At 62.3% G+C, this 15,816-nt stretch carries 15 protein-coding genes; 11 read left to right on the top strand and 4 right to left on the bottom strand.

Going from position 1 to position 15,816, the window contains the following annotated elements; all coding sequences use genetic code 11:
- The first annotated feature begins 17 nt into the window (after positions 1–17).
- The 4 genes from ACHMWQ_RS15465 to ACHMWQ_RS15450 all read left to right on the top strand — a co-directional run bounded on the left by ACHMWQ_RS15465 (position 18) and on the right by ACHMWQ_RS15450 (position 6,031).
- Complete coding sequence (locus ACHMWQ_RS15465) at positions 18–959, top strand: glycosyltransferase family 2 protein (RefSeq protein WP_396308146.1); 942 nt, start codon at positions 18–20, stop codon at positions 957–959.
- Positions 956–2,119, top strand: coding sequence for a glycosyltransferase family 4 protein (locus ACHMWQ_RS15460; protein ID WP_396308145.1), 1,164 nt, complete (start codon positions 956–958; stop codon positions 2,117–2,119). Before ACHMWQ_RS15465 ends, ACHMWQ_RS15460 begins: the two co-directional genes overlap by 4 nt.
- Complete coding sequence (locus tag ACHMWQ_RS15455) at positions 2,116–3,687, top strand: glycosyltransferase (RefSeq protein WP_396308144.1); 1,572 nt, start codon at positions 2,116–2,118, stop codon at positions 3,685–3,687. Before ACHMWQ_RS15460 ends, ACHMWQ_RS15455 begins: the two co-directional genes overlap by 4 nt.
- Before the next feature lie 208 nt (positions 3,688–3,895).
- Positions 3,896–6,031 (top strand): histidine kinase dimerization/phosphoacceptor domain -containing protein, encoded by a 2,136-nt coding sequence (locus tag ACHMWQ_RS15450; protein ID WP_396308143.1) that lies wholly within the window; start codon positions 3,896–3,898, stop codon positions 6,029–6,031.
- Positions 6,032–6,152: 121 nt separating this feature from the next.
- Here the strand turns inward: ACHMWQ_RS15450 and ACHMWQ_RS15445 are convergent, their stop codons facing one another.
- Positions 6,153–6,476: a hypothetical protein gene (locus ACHMWQ_RS15445; protein WP_354549218.1), complete on the bottom strand. Its 324-nt coding sequence runs from the start codon at positions 6,474–6,476 to the stop codon at positions 6,153–6,155.
- Positions 6,477–6,848: 372 nt separating this feature from the next.
- Positions 6,849–7,112, bottom strand: coding sequence for a BrnA antitoxin family protein (locus ACHMWQ_RS15440; protein ID WP_396308142.1), 264 nt, complete (start codon positions 7,110–7,112; stop codon positions 6,849–6,851).
- A gap of 146 nt (positions 7,113–7,258) precedes the next feature.
- On the opposite strand from ACHMWQ_RS15440, the gene ACHMWQ_RS15435 reads away from it, so the two are divergent.
- On the top strand, positions 7,259–8,551 hold the full coding sequence (locus tag ACHMWQ_RS15435) for an NRAMP family divalent metal transporter (RefSeq protein WP_396308141.1): 1,293 nt from the start codon (positions 7,259–7,261) through the stop codon (positions 8,549–8,551).
- Between the two features lie 111 nt (positions 8,552–8,662).
- Here ACHMWQ_RS15435 and arr read toward each other — a convergent pair whose 3' ends face one another.
- On the bottom strand, positions 8,663–9,079 hold the full coding sequence (gene arr / locus ACHMWQ_RS15430) for an NAD(+)--rifampin ADP-ribosyltransferase (RefSeq protein WP_396308140.1): 417 nt from the start codon (positions 9,077–9,079) through the stop codon (positions 8,663–8,665).
- A 387-nt stretch (positions 9,080–9,466) separates the two neighbouring features.
- Here arr and ACHMWQ_RS15425 point away from each other — a divergent pair, with 387 nt between their 5' ends.
- From ACHMWQ_RS15425 to ACHMWQ_RS15400, 6 genes are all read left to right on the top strand, one after another.
- Positions 9,467–10,744 (top strand): tyrosine-type recombinase/integrase, encoded by a 1,278-nt coding sequence (locus ACHMWQ_RS15425; RefSeq protein WP_396308139.1) that lies wholly within the window; start codon positions 9,467–9,469, stop codon positions 10,742–10,744.
- A 310-nt stretch (positions 10,745–11,054) separates the two neighbouring features.
- Positions 11,055–11,303 carry a hypothetical protein gene (locus tag ACHMWQ_RS15420; RefSeq protein WP_396308138.1) on the top strand — a complete coding sequence of 83 codons (249 nt, stop codon included), beginning with the start codon at positions 11,055–11,057 and terminating at the stop codon, positions 11,301–11,303.
- Positions 11,296–11,787 (top strand): hypothetical protein, encoded by a 492-nt coding sequence (locus tag ACHMWQ_RS15415; RefSeq protein ID WP_396308137.1) that lies wholly within the window; start codon positions 11,296–11,298, stop codon positions 11,785–11,787. Before ACHMWQ_RS15420 ends, ACHMWQ_RS15415 begins: the two co-directional genes overlap by 8 nt.
- Before the next feature lie 114 nt (positions 11,788–11,901).
- Positions 11,902–12,141, top strand: coding sequence for a DUF3302 domain-containing protein (locus ACHMWQ_RS15410; RefSeq protein ID WP_396308136.1), 240 nt, complete (start codon positions 11,902–11,904; stop codon positions 12,139–12,141).
- A complete protein-coding gene (locus ACHMWQ_RS15405; protein WP_396308135.1) occupies positions 12,138–13,073 on the top strand; it encodes an HlyD family secretion protein in 936 nt (311 codons plus the stop codon). The genes ACHMWQ_RS15410 and ACHMWQ_RS15405 overlap by 4 nt, the downstream gene beginning before the upstream one ends.
- Before the next feature lie 144 nt (positions 13,074–13,217).
- Entirely contained in the window at positions 13,218–14,627 is a 1,410-nt protein-coding gene (locus tag ACHMWQ_RS15400; RefSeq protein WP_396308134.1) for a DUF1254 domain-containing protein, read from the top strand.
- 62 nt (positions 14,628–14,689) lie between these two features.
- Here ACHMWQ_RS15400 and ACHMWQ_RS15395 read toward each other — a convergent pair whose 3' ends face one another.
- The gene (locus tag ACHMWQ_RS15395) at positions 14,690–15,811 is read right to left on the bottom strand and encodes a hypothetical protein (protein WP_396308133.1); all 1,122 of its coding nucleotides are present in this window, start codon (positions 15,809–15,811) and stop codon (positions 14,690–14,692) included.
- Positions 15,812–15,816 lie beyond the last annotated feature (5 nt).

Raw genomic sequence — 15,816 nt, 5'->3', positions numbered from 1 at the left:
TGCACTGCAAGAATCGTATGTTGGTCAATCCTTTATCGGCATTTACGCATGGTTGCGTGAGTGTCGTCATACCCGCTCATAATGCGGCGAAGACCATCCGGAGAACGCTCGCTTCCCTCGTCAGCGAACGGTCGGCCATTCTCGAGTGCATCGTCGTCAATGACGGATCGCTCGATGAAACGGTGTCCGTGGTCCAGGCCTGTGCCGTCGAGCTCGATCTCCCCATCGTCGTGCGCTCCATTCGATGCCTCGATGCCGGGGCTGCCCGCAACCACGGCCTTTCGCAGGCTTTGGGGAAGTGGGTGTATTTCCTGGACGCGGACGACGTCCATGAGGCGGGCGGTCTGCGCGCCCTGGTGGAGGCGGGCGATGGGCCCTCGGCGCCAGAACTCGTGCTCGGTTCCTATTTCATCCAGCGGGAGGGCCGCGCCCGAGACCGCTTCGTCCACCGGGACGAAAAGCTCTCGCCGGAGCAGTATCTGGCGGATCGAGCCGTCGTCATTGTCATGGGCTGCAGCCTTATCCGGCGAGACGCGCTGGAGAATTTGCGCTTTCCGGACTCGCTTGCCTATGACGAAGACACGCTGTTTTGGGCGGCGTTGCTGGCGAGCTGCCGAACCGCCATCATTGACGTCGCGGTAATGACCTATAACGTGAGCCTGCAACGGTCCGATGATCGGCTCGTGCATGAATCGCGCAGCAGCTTCGGCCGATGGCGCGAGAGTCTGCTGGCGCTTGAGAGTCGCGGGATTTCTCGTACGGCCTTGCGGCAGCGAGAGGCCTTCATGGCGATCCGGGTGGCGCGGATCCACATGCGGCGTGGCGAAATGGTTGAGGCGGGGCACTTTTTGACCGTTGCACGAAAAGCCCCGAAGACGCGGGCCGATGCCTATCGCTGGCTGCGGTTTCGGCTGAAGCTGGCGCTGCGCCGTCGCTTTAGCAGCAATGTCCCAAGATGATGCGGTGCCTGTTTCTCACGGCTCATCCGGCCTTCCCCCCGGTGACAGGCGCTGACCTGCGCAACTGGCAGAATGCCTCCGCGGCAGCCCAGCTCGGCGAAGTGCGACTCGTCTCAGTGATCGCCGGCAGCGAGGGCGTTACCGACCTTGCGAGGCTGACCACCAACCATCTCGGGAGCGAAGCGGAGGCGTTGTATCGCCTGCCGCCGGGAAGCGCGTCCATCGATCTCTCCATCGATCCCGGCAGGATCGAAGCTCTGGAGCGTGTCGTCCAAGAGTTCCGGCCCGACCTGATCGTGATCGAGCATCTGGGCCTGCATCCGTTCCTGCCGATGCTGCGGCAATGCGGGGCGCGGCTGGTTCTCGACCTGCACAATGTGGAGTCCGATCTCGCCGGCCAGATCCGCCAGAAGCGCGATTGGTTCGGCGCGAAGCGCCGGCGCGAACAGCGGACGATCGCAGCGCTTGAGGCGCAGGTCGTGGCCGGCGTCGATGCGGTCTGGGTCTGCTCCGGGGAGGATGCGGCGCGCCTCGGGAAACGGGGCCTCGGTCCGGTCTCCATCGTTCCGAACGGGCTGCCGCGCGCCGGCGCCGCGCCGCGACGGTTGCCGTCCGAGCCGGATTGCGCTGGGCCGGAACTCCTCTTTATCGGTCATCTCGGCTACACGCCAAACGTCGTGGCCTGCCGCTCCCTCGCCCGCCGGATCTTGCCGAGAGTGAGGCGCAGCCTGGCCCAGGCGCGCGTCACGCTGGCTGGACGAAACCCGGCTCGCAAGGTCCGGCGCCTGGCATCGGGCAGTGTGCAGATCGTTGCCAATCCCGACGATCTGGCCCCGTTGCTGCGCGGCGCGCATATGACGGTCGTGCCGTTGCGCAGTGGCGGCGGCACCCGTTTCAAGATCATCGAGGCGATGGCCTGGGGCGTTCCCGTTGTCGCGACCCCCTTGGCGGCCGAGGGCCTCGGCCTCCGCCACGGCCATGACATTCTGCTTGCCGAGAGCGACAGCGGACTGGCCGACCTCATCACCGCCCTCTGGCTGGATCCGGCTCGCCGCTCGGCCCTTCGCACCCAGGCTCACGCCACCGCATGGGACCGCTTCGGACCGGAGCGTATCGACCAGGCCGTCCTAGCCGCTACCGAAGCCGTGCCCACGCGATGATACCCAGGATCATTCACCAGACCTGGCGCGATCGGGACATCCCGCCATCCCTGCAAGCCTATGTCGCCAGTTGGCCGCGATTGCATGCGGGCTGGGAGATCAGGCTTTGGACGGATGAGGACCTGGCCGCGCTGGTGCGGCAGGAATATCCGCATCTGGCCGAGCAGTATTTCGGCTATCCACGCGCTATCCAGCGCGCCGATCTCGGTCGCTATTTGGTCCTGCGCAGTCATGGCGGCGTCTATGCCGATCTCGATGCGGAGGCGCTTCGATCCTTCGACGTCCTGCTGCAGCAGGACCGCCCGCTCTTCGCCGAGGAGCCCCGCAGCCATCTGGCAGAAAAGCCGGCGGTCGTGCGGGGCCTGACGACACGAATCGTTTCGAATGCCGTCATGGTTTCGCCAGCGCGACACCCTTTCTGGGATGTCGTGATCGATCTGGCGGTTCAGTGCCGGCACGCGCTCGATCCGCTCGACGCGACCGGACCGTTCCTGCTGACCGGGGCGGTCGACGCGGCCAGCGTGCGCATCCGGCCGGACGTCATCCCGGGCTACATGTTCTCGCCGCATGACAAGTATGGCCGGCTCTGCGACGATCGGAATGATGCGGTTCCCGCGCTGGCGCAGCATCACTGGTGCCACACCTGGATCCCTGACGAAAAGCCCCTGTCGCGAAGTGTTCGGATCAAGACCGCGCTGCGCAAGGCGCGCCTGCGATGGCGGGAGCGCCGCGCACAGAGCCCCGCCCTGCGCGAGGATGCCGTCGATCGCGGCACTCTGGCCCGGAATGCGCCTGCCAATGGCTCCGTCCTGATCGCCATCCCCGTGCGAAACGCCGCGCAGACGCTCGATGCGCTGTTCGCGCGGATCCTTGCGCTGGATTTTCCGCCGGAACGCCTCTCCATCGCTTTTCTGCTCGGCAATTCGACCGATGATAGCCTCGCCCGGATCAAGGCCTTCCTGGAGAACAGCGGCGGACGGTTTCGCCGTTCGGCGCTGCTGGAGCAGGATTTCGCCATCCGCGGGCAGGGGCCGCGCTGGAGCGTCGCGCTTCAGCGAGAGCGGCGCAGCCGTATCGCCAGGGCACGGAACCTGCTGCTGCGGGATGGGCTGCAGGCGGAAGACTGGGTGCTGTGGATCGACGCGGACATCATCGATTTCCCAACGGATACGCTGAAGCGACTGCTGGCCGAACGGGCTCGCGTCGTGCATCCGGATTGCGTGCGGAAGGCAGGTGGCCCGAGCTTCGATCAGAATGCGTGGATCTCGGTCGGCGAGCCGGAAGACCACCAGTGGATCAAGCATGTCCATGATGGCCTCTACCAACCGCCAGCGCATCATCTGCGGCTCTACATACACGACCTTCGCTATCTGCGTCGCGTACCCCTGGAGTCGGTCGGTGGAACAATGCTTCTGGTCGATGCCAACGTCCATCGCGCCGGCATCGTCTTTCCCGAAACTCCCTATCGCCGTCTGATCGAAACGGAAGCCTTCGCCGCGCTTGCCCGCCGCCTTGGCGTCGAACTGGTCGGCCTGCCGCAATTGCAGACCCTTCACGCCGATTTCTGAGTTATCAGAACGCGTTATTCGGTCGATCTCGAGTCATGAGAACGCGTCAGGCGGGAGTTTGGCTGAATGTCATCATCCAGGATTGTGACCATCTGCCTACGATTGCGAATAGAGCACTGCAGTCAATTTCGTCTCATTTGAACTTCTCTTCGCCATTTTCGTTGGTGAATAGAGTTTCAAAATCTGCAAGCACAGGACCCTACGGGATTTGACTATCGAAATCGTCAGTTGCGACGCGGAACCGATTCATATTCCGGGTTCAATTCAGCCTCAGGGCTTCATGCTTATCGCGGATGTTTCCTCGAAATTGATCGTGGGCTACGCAGGGCGAAAGGACTACCGCATCGACAGCAGCGTCGTCGGCCTTTCCCTGGACGCCGTCATCGATTTCGGCGCCAACGTCTCGCCCGACATGTTTCCATCCACCGGCGCCAAGGTCATCGGCGACGTTTCCTTCGCGGGAACGACGATGGATGCCGTTGCCTTTCGCACCGGCGAGCATCTCGTCGTCGAAGTGACCGACAAGGGTTCCCGTCCCAGCCTGGACGCGTCGTTCCTCGCGGAGCTGCAAGTTGTGGGCGGCACGTTCGAGCGGTCGTCGTCGCTCAACGAGTTGTGCCAGCAGGCAGCCAAGGCATTTCAGGGCCTCACCGGCTACAGTCGCGTGATGGTGTACCGCTTCATTGATGACGAGGCGGGGGTCGTGGTCGGCGAGAGCCTCTCCGGTGACGTCTCGAGCTTCATGAATCACCACTTTCCCGCCTCGGACATACCGCGCCAGGCGAGGGCCCTTTACGTTCGCAATCCGGTGCGCGTCATTGCCGATGTGAATTACACCCCCGTCCCGATCGTCGGGATCGACCCGGGGCTCGCCACGATCGACCTCAGCGACTCCACGCTGCGCAGCGTCTCGCCGATCCATATCCATTACCTCAAGAACATGGGGGTCGCGGCCTCTGCCTCGATGTCCATCGTCATGGACGGCGTGCTGTGGGGGCTGGTCGCCTGTCACCACAACGAGCCCCGGTCGTTGACCCTCACGACCCGGCTGGCCTGCCAGGCGCTGGCGGCGAGCCTTTCGCGACAGATCAAGGCTCGCGAGGAGAATGAGCTGTATCGAGAGCGTATCCGTCTGCGCTCGCAGGAAGATGTCATTCTCGCTGAGCTTGGAAGCGACGATGCCCTGTCGGACTTCCTCGATCGATCCGGCGGACAGCTGGCGAAGCTGCTGCAGGCTGATGGCTTTGCCGCGCTTTGCGGCACCAGCCTTTTCGTGCATGGCGAATGCCCAGCTGCGATCGACGTGGAAGGCGTGGCCAAGGTAGCGCTCAGCCGGGGTGTTCCTGGTCCATGGGTCACCAATGAACTGAGCCGGGAACTCCCCGCCGCCAGCAATCATCGTGACATGGCGAGCGGACTTCTGGCCTCTGTGGTGTCCGCGGAGGAACCCATCGTGTTGATGTGGTTCCGCGCCGAGCAGCTTCAGACCGTGAAATGGGCCGGCAATCCGCATGAGAATGTAAAGCTGGCGCCCGGGGCCACTTTGATGCCCCGCGCCTCGTTCGAGGCTTGGGCGGAAAGCGTGCACGGGCGCTCGCGCGAATGGAGTCTTGCGGAGGTGGAGTCCTGCACCCGCCTGGTCCGCCACTTGCTCGACAACCGCAACAACCAGCGCCTTCGACGCCTGAACCGCGAACTGACGGTGACGCTACGCGAGAATGAAACCCTGCTGTCGCAGAAGGACTTTCTGCTGCAGGAGGTCAATCATAGGGTGCAGAACAGCCTGTCCCTGGTGTCGAGCTTTCTTCGAATGCAGCGTCGTGGCGCCAGCGCGGACGTGAAGACGCAACTCGAGGAGGCGGAGCGCCGGCTCACCGCGGTAAGCCTCGTCTATCGACGGCTATACCAGGCCGACAGCATCTCGATCATCGATCTTTCGCGCTATCTGGGCGAGCTCTGCACCGAGATCCTGACGGCGATGGACAAGAATTGGGCCAGCCACATCACTCTCGACTTCGCGCCGGTGCTCGTCACCACCGATCGGGCCATCAGCATCGGCCTGATCGTCAATGAGCTTATGACCAATGCCACCAAATATGCCTATGGCGGGGCGCCGGGGCCGCTGACGGTCGCCATCGAACAACACCGCGACACCCTGCGCATCGTCGTTTCTGACCATGGTGAGGGCAAGAGCGAGGTTACGAAAGGCACGGGCTTCGGATCGCGTATGTTGGGGGCTCTCATCGACCAGTTGCGCGGCCAAATCAGCTATGTGGACAATGCGCCCGGTCTCCGCGCGATTGTATCGATGCCGATCCACGCGCCCGCCAAAAACAAACCTTGAATCGAAAGGCTTAGACCTTCGATCTGAGTGTAAGCCGTTCGGCGCGCTCGTTTCGGTCAAATACAAAACGACGAAGCCCCGCCAGAGGCAGGGCTTCGCAACTAACTTTGTCGAACGCGAATTACTGGATCGACGTGCAGAACGTCTTCACTGCAGCCGAGTAACGCAGCGGCTCTGCCGTCACGTTCTGATTGCAGGTGTTCTTGGCAGCCTGCAGCTGTTCCGGGGTCAGATTGGCGGCGCCCATCGTGATGTCATAGCCGAAGACATCCTCGTCCTTGATCTGGACCTGGGAATCGGTGCCGCTCGTCGTGCCGCCCGGATTGGAACTGGCGGCGGGCGCCGTCGGGGTGGTCGGCGCGCTCGGTGCATCCTGAGCGAATGCCGGCGACGCAAAGAGAATAGCTACCGCGCTGGCGGCGAGAATATGCTTGAAGCTGTTCATTTTTTCCTCCGGTTCAATATCGGCGCAGAATATCGTGTGGATAATCCTGCCGGGTTGAGCTGCCTATCAGCGGGATTGCTCTGTTAGACATATCGAATGAACAACTTCACTCTGGGAATTTGGTTCCAGACGTTGTCGCCGCATTTGTCTGTAGATTTTCCTCGGCGTCAGATCGGCGGGGGAGGAGGTGCCCAGCCCTGGGGTGTCCTGCGCGCAAGCTGGGTGGCGCGTTCGCGTCGGCGGTCGAGCGGGCGCGCAAGATAAATGCTCGCGGAGCAAGCGGCACAATGCACAGCCGGGGACAGTCGGGGGGCGCGTGCAATCGCTAACCGCGTCCCGGCTCCAGGTGTGCGCTTCTCAAAGGGGTGGAGATCAGGACTCGCCGTCGTTCGCTTCGGCGCCCAACCCATCGGCCACGGCAGCCGCGCGCAGAGCGTCGTTCATTCGATCCTGCCAGCCGGGACCTTCAGCCTGGAAATGCTCGAGCACGTCGCGATCGATCCTGAGCGAGACCTGTTCCCGCACATTCGGGAGCGCGTTCGTCTTGATCTCCGGTGCGCTCGGCTTCTTCTTGGCGAACACCGCCTCCGCGGCGGCGAAGGGGTCCTGGGGGCGGCGGGGCCGGTCTTGGGACATCGTCTTGTTCCTCGGTTTCATTCCGCCGTCGGCAAGGCGCGAGATGCGATGCGACGGCGCGAATACGGCTATGTCGGACGTCCGCGCGACAGTCTATGAAGAGGGCGGCGCAGCCACAAGGCCAAAGGCCAGCCCGGAGGAGTCGGATGACGCAGGCCAGGCACCCCGATGAGCCGCTCGCTGGCCAAGCCGGCAACGGCCCGGGACGCGTCTTGCGCTCGCTGGGGCCCGGATTGGTCACGGGAGCGGCCGACGACGACCCGAGCGGGATCGCCACCTACAGCCAGGTCGGCGCGCAATTCGGCTTCGGCCTTGCCTGGACGATGCTGTTCAGCTTCCCGCTCATGGCCGTCATCCAGGCGATCAGCGCCAGGATTGGCTGCGTGACGGGTGTCGGCATTGCCCAGAATCTGCGTCGCCACTATTCGCCCTGGCTGCTGCGCGGCGTGGTTCTGCTTCTCGTCATCGCCAATGTCATCAATCTCGGCGCCGATATCGGCGCCATGGCCGCGGCGTTGGGTTTGCTGATCGGCGGCCCGGAGCGGCTTTACGCGGTGCTGTTCGGCGTGGCGTGCATCCTGCTCGAAACCTTCCTCAGCTACGCCCGCTATGCCGCAATCCTGAAATGGGCGACGCTGTCGCTGTTCACCTATGTCGCCGTGGTCTTCGCAGTGCATGTCCCGTGGGACCAGGCGCTCTACGGCACGCTGGTTCCGCATCTGACCTTCAAGGCCGATCAGGCCATGGCCGTGGTCGCCGTGCTGGGCACGACGATCAGCCCCTATCTCTTCTTCTGGCAGGCGGGGCAGGAGGTCGAGGAGTTGCATCGGCGCCACGTCAAGCCGCTCTGCATTGCGCCACGCGAAGCCGGGCCGGAGCTTGCCCGCATTCGCACCGATACGCTGGTCGGCATGGGCATCTCCAACGCCATCGCGCTGTGCATCATATTCGCCACGGCGGCAACGCTGCACGCCAACGGCGTGACCGAGATCCAGACTTCGTCGCAAGCGGCCGAGGCGCTGCGCCCCATTGCCGGCGTATTCACCTTCGCTATCTTCGCTCTCGGCATCGTGGCGACGGGCATGCTGGCCGTGCCGGTGCTGGCGGGATCCGCGGCCTATGGCGTCTCCGAGCTTTTCGGCTGGCGCGAGGGGCTGGACCGGCGCGTCCGGGAGGCAAAGGCCTTCTACGCGACCATCGCCGTGGCGACGCTGGGCGGCGTCGCGCTGAACTTCACTTCGATCGATCCGGTCAAGGCGCTTTACTGGAGCGCGGTGGTGAACGGCCTGCTGGCGGCGCCCTTGATGGCCGTGATGATGATCATCGCGATGAACCCGCGCATCATGGGAAGGCTCACCTTGCCGAGACCAATGTTCCTCGTCGGCTGGCTCGCCACCTTCGTCATGGCCCTCGCGTCGATCGCGTTCCTCATCCTGTAAGGTTTCATGGCGGGCTATCCCTGCATCTCCCCGGCGCCCGAGATCCAAGACGTGCCGAACGAAAGCAGTCTAGGAGGACAGCGCTTACTTGGCAGGCAGGGACAACCCTGTTCAGTCGATGATCTCGCCGGATCCTTCAGCCTTCAGGCGGGCGAGGCTGTCTTTCATCTGCTGCAACCGCTCGGCCGAATGGCCCTGCCACTTGGTCACTTCGCCAATCACCCGCAGCGGATCGCGGGACCGATAAGAGAGGGTGGGATTGCCGGGAAACTTCTTATCGGTGAGGTTGGGGTCATCCATGACCGGCCCGGTCGGCTCGACGACGTAGATGCGTTCCGCCCCGTCGCCGACAGCGAGTTCGGCGCCCCAGATCGCCGCGTCCAGCGTCCCGGCGAAGTACACCCAGGACAGACGCTCGCCGTCTGCGAAGTTGGACTGGTACCCGACGACAATATGGTCGCCCGGGCTCAGGTCGGCCCGGGTGCCGTGGAAGAACGACTGGGCGAACATGCTGGCAGAAGCAGGCATGGCTCTGACGGCTCCATTCCGCGTGAAAGGACAAGCCCTCCAGTTGGCAACAGAACGCCTGACGGATGCAACCCCGGGATCTGGCTGGGACGATAGTTTACGGAGTGGGAGTGGGAGTGAAAGCGGCACCCGGGGCCGAATCCTCGCCAATTCGCCGGGAGGATCCATGCGCTCATCAGCGGGGCATGGATAGCTATTTACTGGGAAAGCTAACTGGGCGGGAATTGCAAATGGCGGACGGGGTGGCCGCCATTTTCTCCTCTCATTGAGGCGCAAACAGTCTCAATCAGCTTCGAGAGGCCGCCGTAATTATAGTTTTCGTGAATTCTAATGTCTTGCTCAATCGCATGCTGTGATGATTAATCTTATACCGAGTTGGCGGGTAGGATGGCGGGAACAGTGCCGAAGAAATCGAAAGACCTGACCGCGTTGGAAGTTGGCAGACTCCGACATCCCGGACGGGGGCGAAATGTGACATTCGCAGTGGGAAACGTTGCCGGCCTGCTACTTCAATGCACACCTGCGGGGGCGCGAACCTGGCTGCTACGCACGATGGTTGGGGTGAAGCGGAAGGAGATCGGCCTGGGAGGTTTTCCGGACGTACCGTTGTCAGAGGCAGTCCGGCGTGCGCGTGAAGCTAAGGATCGGATCCGTCAGGGCATTGACCCGGTAGAGGAGCGTAGGGCTGCTAGGATTGCGCTTGAGGTTCGCCAGCGCCGGTCTCTGACCTTCTCCGATGCAGTGGACCAGTATCTCGCCGCCAAACTGGATGAGTTTAAGAACGAGAAGCACAGTGCCCAGTGGAAGACGACGCTTGCAACCTATGCGGTCCCTGAGCTCGGCCAGATGCCTGTAGGGGATATCGCGGTGCAGGATGTTGTGCGGGTGCTTCAACCAATTTGGCGTACCAAGACTGAGACTGCCTCGCGCGTTCGGGGCCGTATAGAAGCCGTACTGTCCTGGGCTACCGTTAGTGGATACCGCTACGGCGACAATCCGGCTCGTTGGGCAGGCAATCTCAAAGAGATGCTTCCCGCACCAGCCAAATTGAAGGGTACTGAGAATCAGACTGCAATTCAGCTTAACGATGCAGCGCGGTGGTTCGCGTCGCTTCGCGGACGCGATGGAATTGGCGGCAGAGCGTTGGAGTTCCTGGCTCTCACGGCATGTCGATCAGGCGAAGTGCGCGGGGCACTGTGGGACGAAATCGACCTGGACAAGCAGCTTTGGATCGTCCCAGCAGCGCGAATGAAGATGGAACGGGAGCACCGCGTCCCGCTATCTGACGAAGCCGTGATATTGCTCCGAGCACTTCCTCGATTTGATGGAATTTCCCTGGTTTTTCCGGCGCCACGCGGTGGCAAACTGTCCGATATGACCCTGTCATCAATGATGAGGCGTATACACAAAACAGAGACCAAGCTTGGCCGAACTGGTTTCGTCGACCGGGTTTCGAAGCGCCCGGCAGTGCCCCATGGTCTCAGGTCGACATTTCGAGATTGGGTTGGCGAGATGACGCAATTCCCTGCTGAGATGGCTGAGGCGGCTCTCGCCCATAGGGTCAGCAGCGCGGTGGAGGCAGCCTACCGGCGAGGCGACATGATGGAGAAGCGTCGACAGATGATGGCGGAATGGGCCGACTTTCTGTTGGCCGTTCGGTCGTGAGCGTTTAGTCACGGCGTCCCAATATCCTGAGATGTGGCGACTCCTAATCGAGCGGCATGGCCGCTGGCCTCGTCATCAAAGTCAGGATCGCTACGCCACTGGGAGCATACCCAGGGATTGCCGATGCTCTACCTGCTGAAGTCGCTGAAGTGCTTCTCAGCTAGGAAAGCGTTCTGCCGTACCTCCATCCAGGGCCTGTTGCAACTCCTGGGAAGCTTAGGAATTGGCCGCGTTGTAGCTGTTCGACCATGGATCGCAAGGGCTCTGGGGCGGTGCTGCTTTCGTCATCGCCGCCCTGCGCCTGATGGCCTTGGTCATCAATGGGACCTTTGCCGACACGGCCTGGTCCCGCCGATCGCCGCATGTTCGGGCGGCGATGGCGTTCCTGTCCTGCTTCTTCTGGCTCAGCCAGTCGCTATCTGTCTGGGTGACCGAGACGACAGCAACCGGTCTATCGGCCTCGGCCGTCTTCTTCGCGCTCGACATCTACAACATCGTCCGGACCTCGACGGACGCCCGGCATGCAGACGAGGCCTGGAAACATGGACGCAATGCCTGACGTGTCGTCGCTGCCCGACTGGCTTCGCGCGATCCTCTATGTGGGCGGACTGCTCGGCGCCGCCTTTGCCTGCTTCGTGGGATATTTCATCAAGGGGAGGGCGCAGCCGACCGACGACCTGGTGATCACGGCCGCCTCAATCGCCGACACCAAGCCAATCAAGGAACTAGTCGAAGAAGTGCGTGGGCTGGGCGCAGCATTTCGGGCATGCACCGCGGCGATCGAGGATATCCGCGACCTTATGCGCGACGCCGCCGATGAGGCGGAAATTGAGCGGCGCGCGGAAAAGCTGGGATGCCAAGAGGCTGTTCACACGCTCGTCCAGTGCCTGTTGCACCAGGTCGACATTCTCGGCCGGGTCGCCCATCGCTCTTCTCTGTGCGTTGATGTTCTTATTTTGTTCTCATCGCGGGCAGAGTCAATGAGACTAGGAGTTGAATCCTATGACTATCCAGAGCTGACGACTTTCCAGCAAGGGGCCTAGTTCCGGCAGCCAGAGCATGGTTATCGTGCAAGACGGTTTCCGGTTTCTGAGTATTGACGCCGAAGTGTGGAGAGTGGGACAACAATAGGACGGAACAGCGCTTGGAGCGGCCACATGTCTTTTCTGGACATTTTCGCCTGGATCGTTCTGCTCGTCGTTATCGCTTCTCTCGTGGCCGTTGTGGTTGCCCTCGGTGTCATGCCGGGCCGCATAGCGCGAAAACGTGGTCACCCGTGGGCACAAGCTGTAGCGGTCGGCAGCTGGGCGAGCTTGGTTTTTGGCTTCGTTTTTTGGCCCCTGGTTCTGATCTGGGCTTATGTTGATTTGCCGGAAAAGAAGGGGGAGGCAAAATGATTGTCGTCCTCCTGAACGGCTACATCGCGCTTCTCGTTCTGTTCGTCTGGCTTAAATTCATTCCATTCAACCTGTTCTGGAAGATTTCGCCGGTCATCGTAATGCTGGTTCTTCTGGTCGGCTTGTTCATTCCCATGGGATGGGGTGCACCTTCGGGGCCGGCTGCCGTGATACGTAATTCGGTCCAGATCATACCTTCGGTGGCAGGCGAGGTGGTGGAGGTGCCGGTAACGGCCAATACGCCTCTCAAGGCTGGCGATGTGCTTTTCCGAATTGATCCGACCGTCTACGAGGCCCAAGTGCGCGGCATCGAAGCCCAGCTCAAGCTGGCTGAGATGCGTTTTGCCCAGTACTCTGAGCTGCAGAGCAAGGACGTCGGTCGCGCTTTCGATGTCCAGCAGCATGAGGCGCAGCGAGATCAACTGCGAGCCGACCTCGACGCCGCAAAGTGGAGCTTGGACAAGACCGTCGTACGCGCGCCGGCCGATGGGTACGTGACGAATTTGGCGCTTCGCGTGGGTGCGCGGGTGAGCGGGCAATCACCAGTCATGGCATTTATCGATACGGGCGAGCCCATTTTCGGCGCGGAGATCAGCCAGAACAACGCGCGCTACATCAAGCCCGGCCAGCCGGTTGAGGTCACGTTCAAGATGTTCCCCGGCAAGATCTATAGCGGCAAAGTCGAAACGGTCGTTCAGGCGATTGCGACAGGCCAATCTCAGCCGGGAGGACTGGCTGTGACCCCATCAGAGGTACAGGCCGCGCCATTCGTGGTCCGCTTCAAGCTCGATGATGCTTCGGTCGAGTCACGGCTGCCGGCCGGGAGCACGGGAACGGCCGCGATTTTTACCGAGCACGTCAAGGTAGCGCACGTGATCCGAAAGGTCGTTCTTCGACAGAGCGCGATTCTCAACTACATCAACCCATTGTAATCGCTTCGGATAGCTCTAAACGGGGTGTCGTCTGCCTTCAGGAACAGGCGTTGCCCGGTGAACGGCAGAACACTACGGAACTCGATCACGCCCCGGTCTCTGCCAACGCAAGTCTATGATTAGCGCAGGAGCACTGTTTGCATCATGTCTCGCCTCCTCGTCCGTGCTTTCTGCGTGGTAAGCATCGGCCTGCAGGTACTCCCTGCCAGTGCCGCGAATGAACCTCCGCAGCAGAATACGAGGGAACGACGGGCCGTCGAGGCCGTGATCTGGGGCATGCCCGCCGTCAATTTCGATTTGATGTACCAGGCAATGCTCAAGGCCGGGGGTGAGGCCAATCAGGTCGTCTATTGGTCCAAGCTGCCTGACTGGAAGAACCAAACCCTTACGCCCAATCCCAGCACGATTTACCTGATGCCATTCATCGATATGAAGAATGGCCCCGTCGTCCTGGAAATTCCGCCAGCCACCGGCGGCGAGATCACCGGCACCGTCATGGATGCCTGGCAGACTGCTCTGGACGACGTGGGACCGGCAGGGGCCGACAAGGGGAAGGGCGGCCGATATCTGATCCTGCCGCCTGGAAGTGAAGAGGTCGCCCCCGCCGGCCATATTCCGCTACGATCAAGCACCATTATGGCTTATGCGCTGCTGCGTTCAAACGTGGGGAGCGGCAGCGCTGCAGACGTGACGCGTGCCGTCGACTATGCGAAAGGCATCAAACTCTATCCCCTATCCGATGCCGGCAAGCCCGCGGCGACCCCGTTCATCGACGCTTCCGACGCCGTTTTCGACAGCACCATCCCTTACGACATGCGCTTCTTCTCCGCCTTGAATAGCTTCGTCCAGCGAGAGCCTTGGCTTGAGCGCGATAAGGTGATGATCGACCAACTCCGGTCGGTCGGTATCGAAAAGGGCAAGTCCTTTGAACCGGCCCCAGAAGAACGGAGCGGTCTGGAGCGGGCTGCGACCGAAGCGCAGGCATTGATCGAGGCGCGCTACCAGGCCCTCTTCAAACCGTCGTTCTATAGTTCTGGCCAGTGGGCTCTGCCAGTGCCGCACGACCTCAGCGAGGGCCTCTCGAACCAGTTTTCGGAGCCTGGCGTCTACCCGATTGACAGCCGGGGGACGTTCTTCTCGTTCGCGTTTTCCAGTGTTAAGCATCTGGGATCCGGCCAATTCTATCTGGTGGCTATCCGTGACAAGGATGGCGCTCCTCTTGATGGTGGAAAGCAATACCGACTGACGGTCCCCGCCAACCCGCCCGTCTCGCTCTATTGGTCAGCCACCGTCTACGATGGAAAATCCCATGCCCTGATCCGGGATATGGATTGGTCAAGCCGGGGCTCGAACACTCAAGGCCTCAAGGCGAGTGCAGATGGCTCGGTAGACATCTTCTTCGGACCAGAGCCTCCTTCTGGGAAGGAATCGAACTGGATTCCGACCAAGGCCGGAGGCCAATGGGAGACCATCTTCCGATTTTACGGACCGCAGAAACCTCTGTTCGACAAAACGTGGAAGCTACCAGACATTGAGCGACTGCCGACAAATTGAGTAGGCCGGCGAGGGACGATCGGGAGCGGCCGCTCCTGGCAAGCACTTCAGCCTCTTGGGCGCTAATCGAGCCATCCATGCTGCGGATTGAGTGGCGGCAGCGAGGATCGCGCGGCGCGGGGGGATTGGCTCAAGCATTCGTGCCGGAAACGGCGCAACCCGGCCAGGAGTTCATGCGCCAAGGCCCTCGACCATGTTGGCTGGTGGTCGCCATCGACGGAAAACAGCGCCGCCTCGAGCGGGCCGGCGTCAGGCGGTTTTGGCCAGCTGGATGGCAGGCGCGATCGCCAGTCTGTTAGCGCCATGTAAATAGTCGCGGCATCGCCATTGCCGCAGGCGCGAGCCAGCGCGTCGAACGCGACCGGCTCCGAGAGAGCGCGTGCGGCACGACGGCTGGCGACGGGGGCGCGCGCCTTTCGCCAGAAAGTTGCCAGCAGCAGGATCGCCAGGATGATGGCCGCGGCGATCGTCGACCAGACCGCGGGTCGGACGCGGGTGGAGGCTGGTGCACCATCGGCTGGGGCAGTCGCGGGCGCTGGGCCGGCCTTGACCGTCACGGTTGTCGCCATGCCGGTGGCGGTCTCCGCCTGCTTTTCGGCAAGGTTCCACCAAGGTTGACCCACGGCCGGCATGTCGAACGTTCCCGCCTTTTCGAAGACATAGGTAGCCCGGTCGATGCGCTTGCCGGTGATCGTGCCGCGATTGCTCTGGTCCTGGCTCACCGGCGCATCGACATAGACGCGAACGCCGGCTGGCGCGGTAAAGGCGAGGTCGCGCATCGCCAGCGCCGGGATATCGGCCGCCGTGCGGGTGATGGTGCGGACCAGTGCATCGCCGGGATGAAAAGGGCCAGCCGGGTCGGGCTTCCAGCTTTGCTCCAAGGTCAGCTTGTCGGTCGCGACCACGACGGCGTTGGCATCGATCCCCTCGGGTGCGACGATCGTCTCCTGAACAGGCTGGCCGGTCGCTTGACCTGTCACGTCGCCGGCGCGGTCGAACAGAGTCACGGCGGCGGGCGGGATGGCGAGCCGGCCGCTGCGGCACGGAAACACCGCGAATTCGAAGCGCTGGCCGACATAGGCGGTGCCAGCGATCGTGTCGCGGACCGTGGTCGCCTGCGACTCGAACCGCATCACCTGCGCGCCAGGCATATCGGGAATGGCGACGCGCGGCGGGCGCGGCATGTCGC

The sequence above is a fragment of the Kaistia sp. UC242_56 genome (genome assembly GCF_044452255.1).
In the GTDB taxonomy this organism is placed as follows: domain Bacteria; phylum Pseudomonadota; class Alphaproteobacteria; order Rhizobiales; family Kaistiaceae; genus Kaistia; species Kaistia defluvii_A.
The sequence above is the reverse complement of the archived record's forward strand: the minus strand, read 5'-3'. Positions and strand labels throughout refer to the sequence as shown.

Excerpts from the sequence above, each read along its gene's own strand:
- ACHMWQ_RS15465 (WP_396308146.1), top strand. The coding sequence starts at position 18 with ATGTTGGTCAATCCTTTATCGGCATTTACGCATGGTTGCGTGAGTGTC.
- ACHMWQ_RS15460 (WP_396308145.1), top strand. The coding sequence starts at position 956 with ATGATGCGGTGCCTGTTTCTCACGGCTCATCCGGCCTTCCCCCCGGTG.
- ACHMWQ_RS15455 (WP_396308144.1), top strand. The coding sequence starts at position 2,116 with ATGATACCCAGGATCATTCACCAGACCTGGCGCGATCGGGACATCCCG.
- ACHMWQ_RS15445 (WP_354549218.1), bottom strand. The coding sequence starts at position 6,476 with ATGAACAGCTTCAAGCATATTCTCGCCGCCAGCGCGGTAGCTATTCTC.
- ACHMWQ_RS15440 (WP_396308142.1), bottom strand. The coding sequence starts at position 7,112 with ATGTCCCAAGACCGGCCCCGCCGCCCCCAGGACCCCTTCGCCGCCGCG.
- ACHMWQ_RS15435 (WP_396308141.1), top strand. The coding sequence starts at position 7,259 with ATGACGCAGGCCAGGCACCCCGATGAGCCGCTCGCTGGCCAAGCCGGC.
- arr (WP_396308140.1), bottom strand. The coding sequence starts at position 9,079 with ATGCCTGCTTCTGCCAGCATGTTCGCCCAGTCGTTCTTCCACGGCACC.
- ACHMWQ_RS15425 (WP_396308139.1), top strand. The coding sequence starts at position 9,467 with ATGGCGGGAACAGTGCCGAAGAAATCGAAAGACCTGACCGCGTTGGAA.
- ACHMWQ_RS15415 (WP_396308137.1), top strand. The coding sequence starts at position 11,296 with ATGCCTGACGTGTCGTCGCTGCCCGACTGGCTTCGCGCGATCCTCTAT.
- ACHMWQ_RS15410 (WP_396308136.1), top strand. The coding sequence starts at position 11,902 with ATGTCTTTTCTGGACATTTTCGCCTGGATCGTTCTGCTCGTCGTTATC.
- ACHMWQ_RS15405 (WP_396308135.1), top strand. The coding sequence starts at position 12,138 with ATGATTGTCGTCCTCCTGAACGGCTACATCGCGCTTCTCGTTCTGTTC.
- ACHMWQ_RS15400 (WP_396308134.1), top strand. The coding sequence starts at position 13,218 with ATGTCTCGCCTCCTCGTCCGTGCTTTCTGCGTGGTAAGCATCGGCCTG.
- ACHMWQ_RS15395 (WP_396308133.1), bottom strand. The coding sequence starts at position 15,811 with ATGCCGCGCCCGCCGCGCGTCGCCATTCCCGATATGCCTGGCGCGCAG.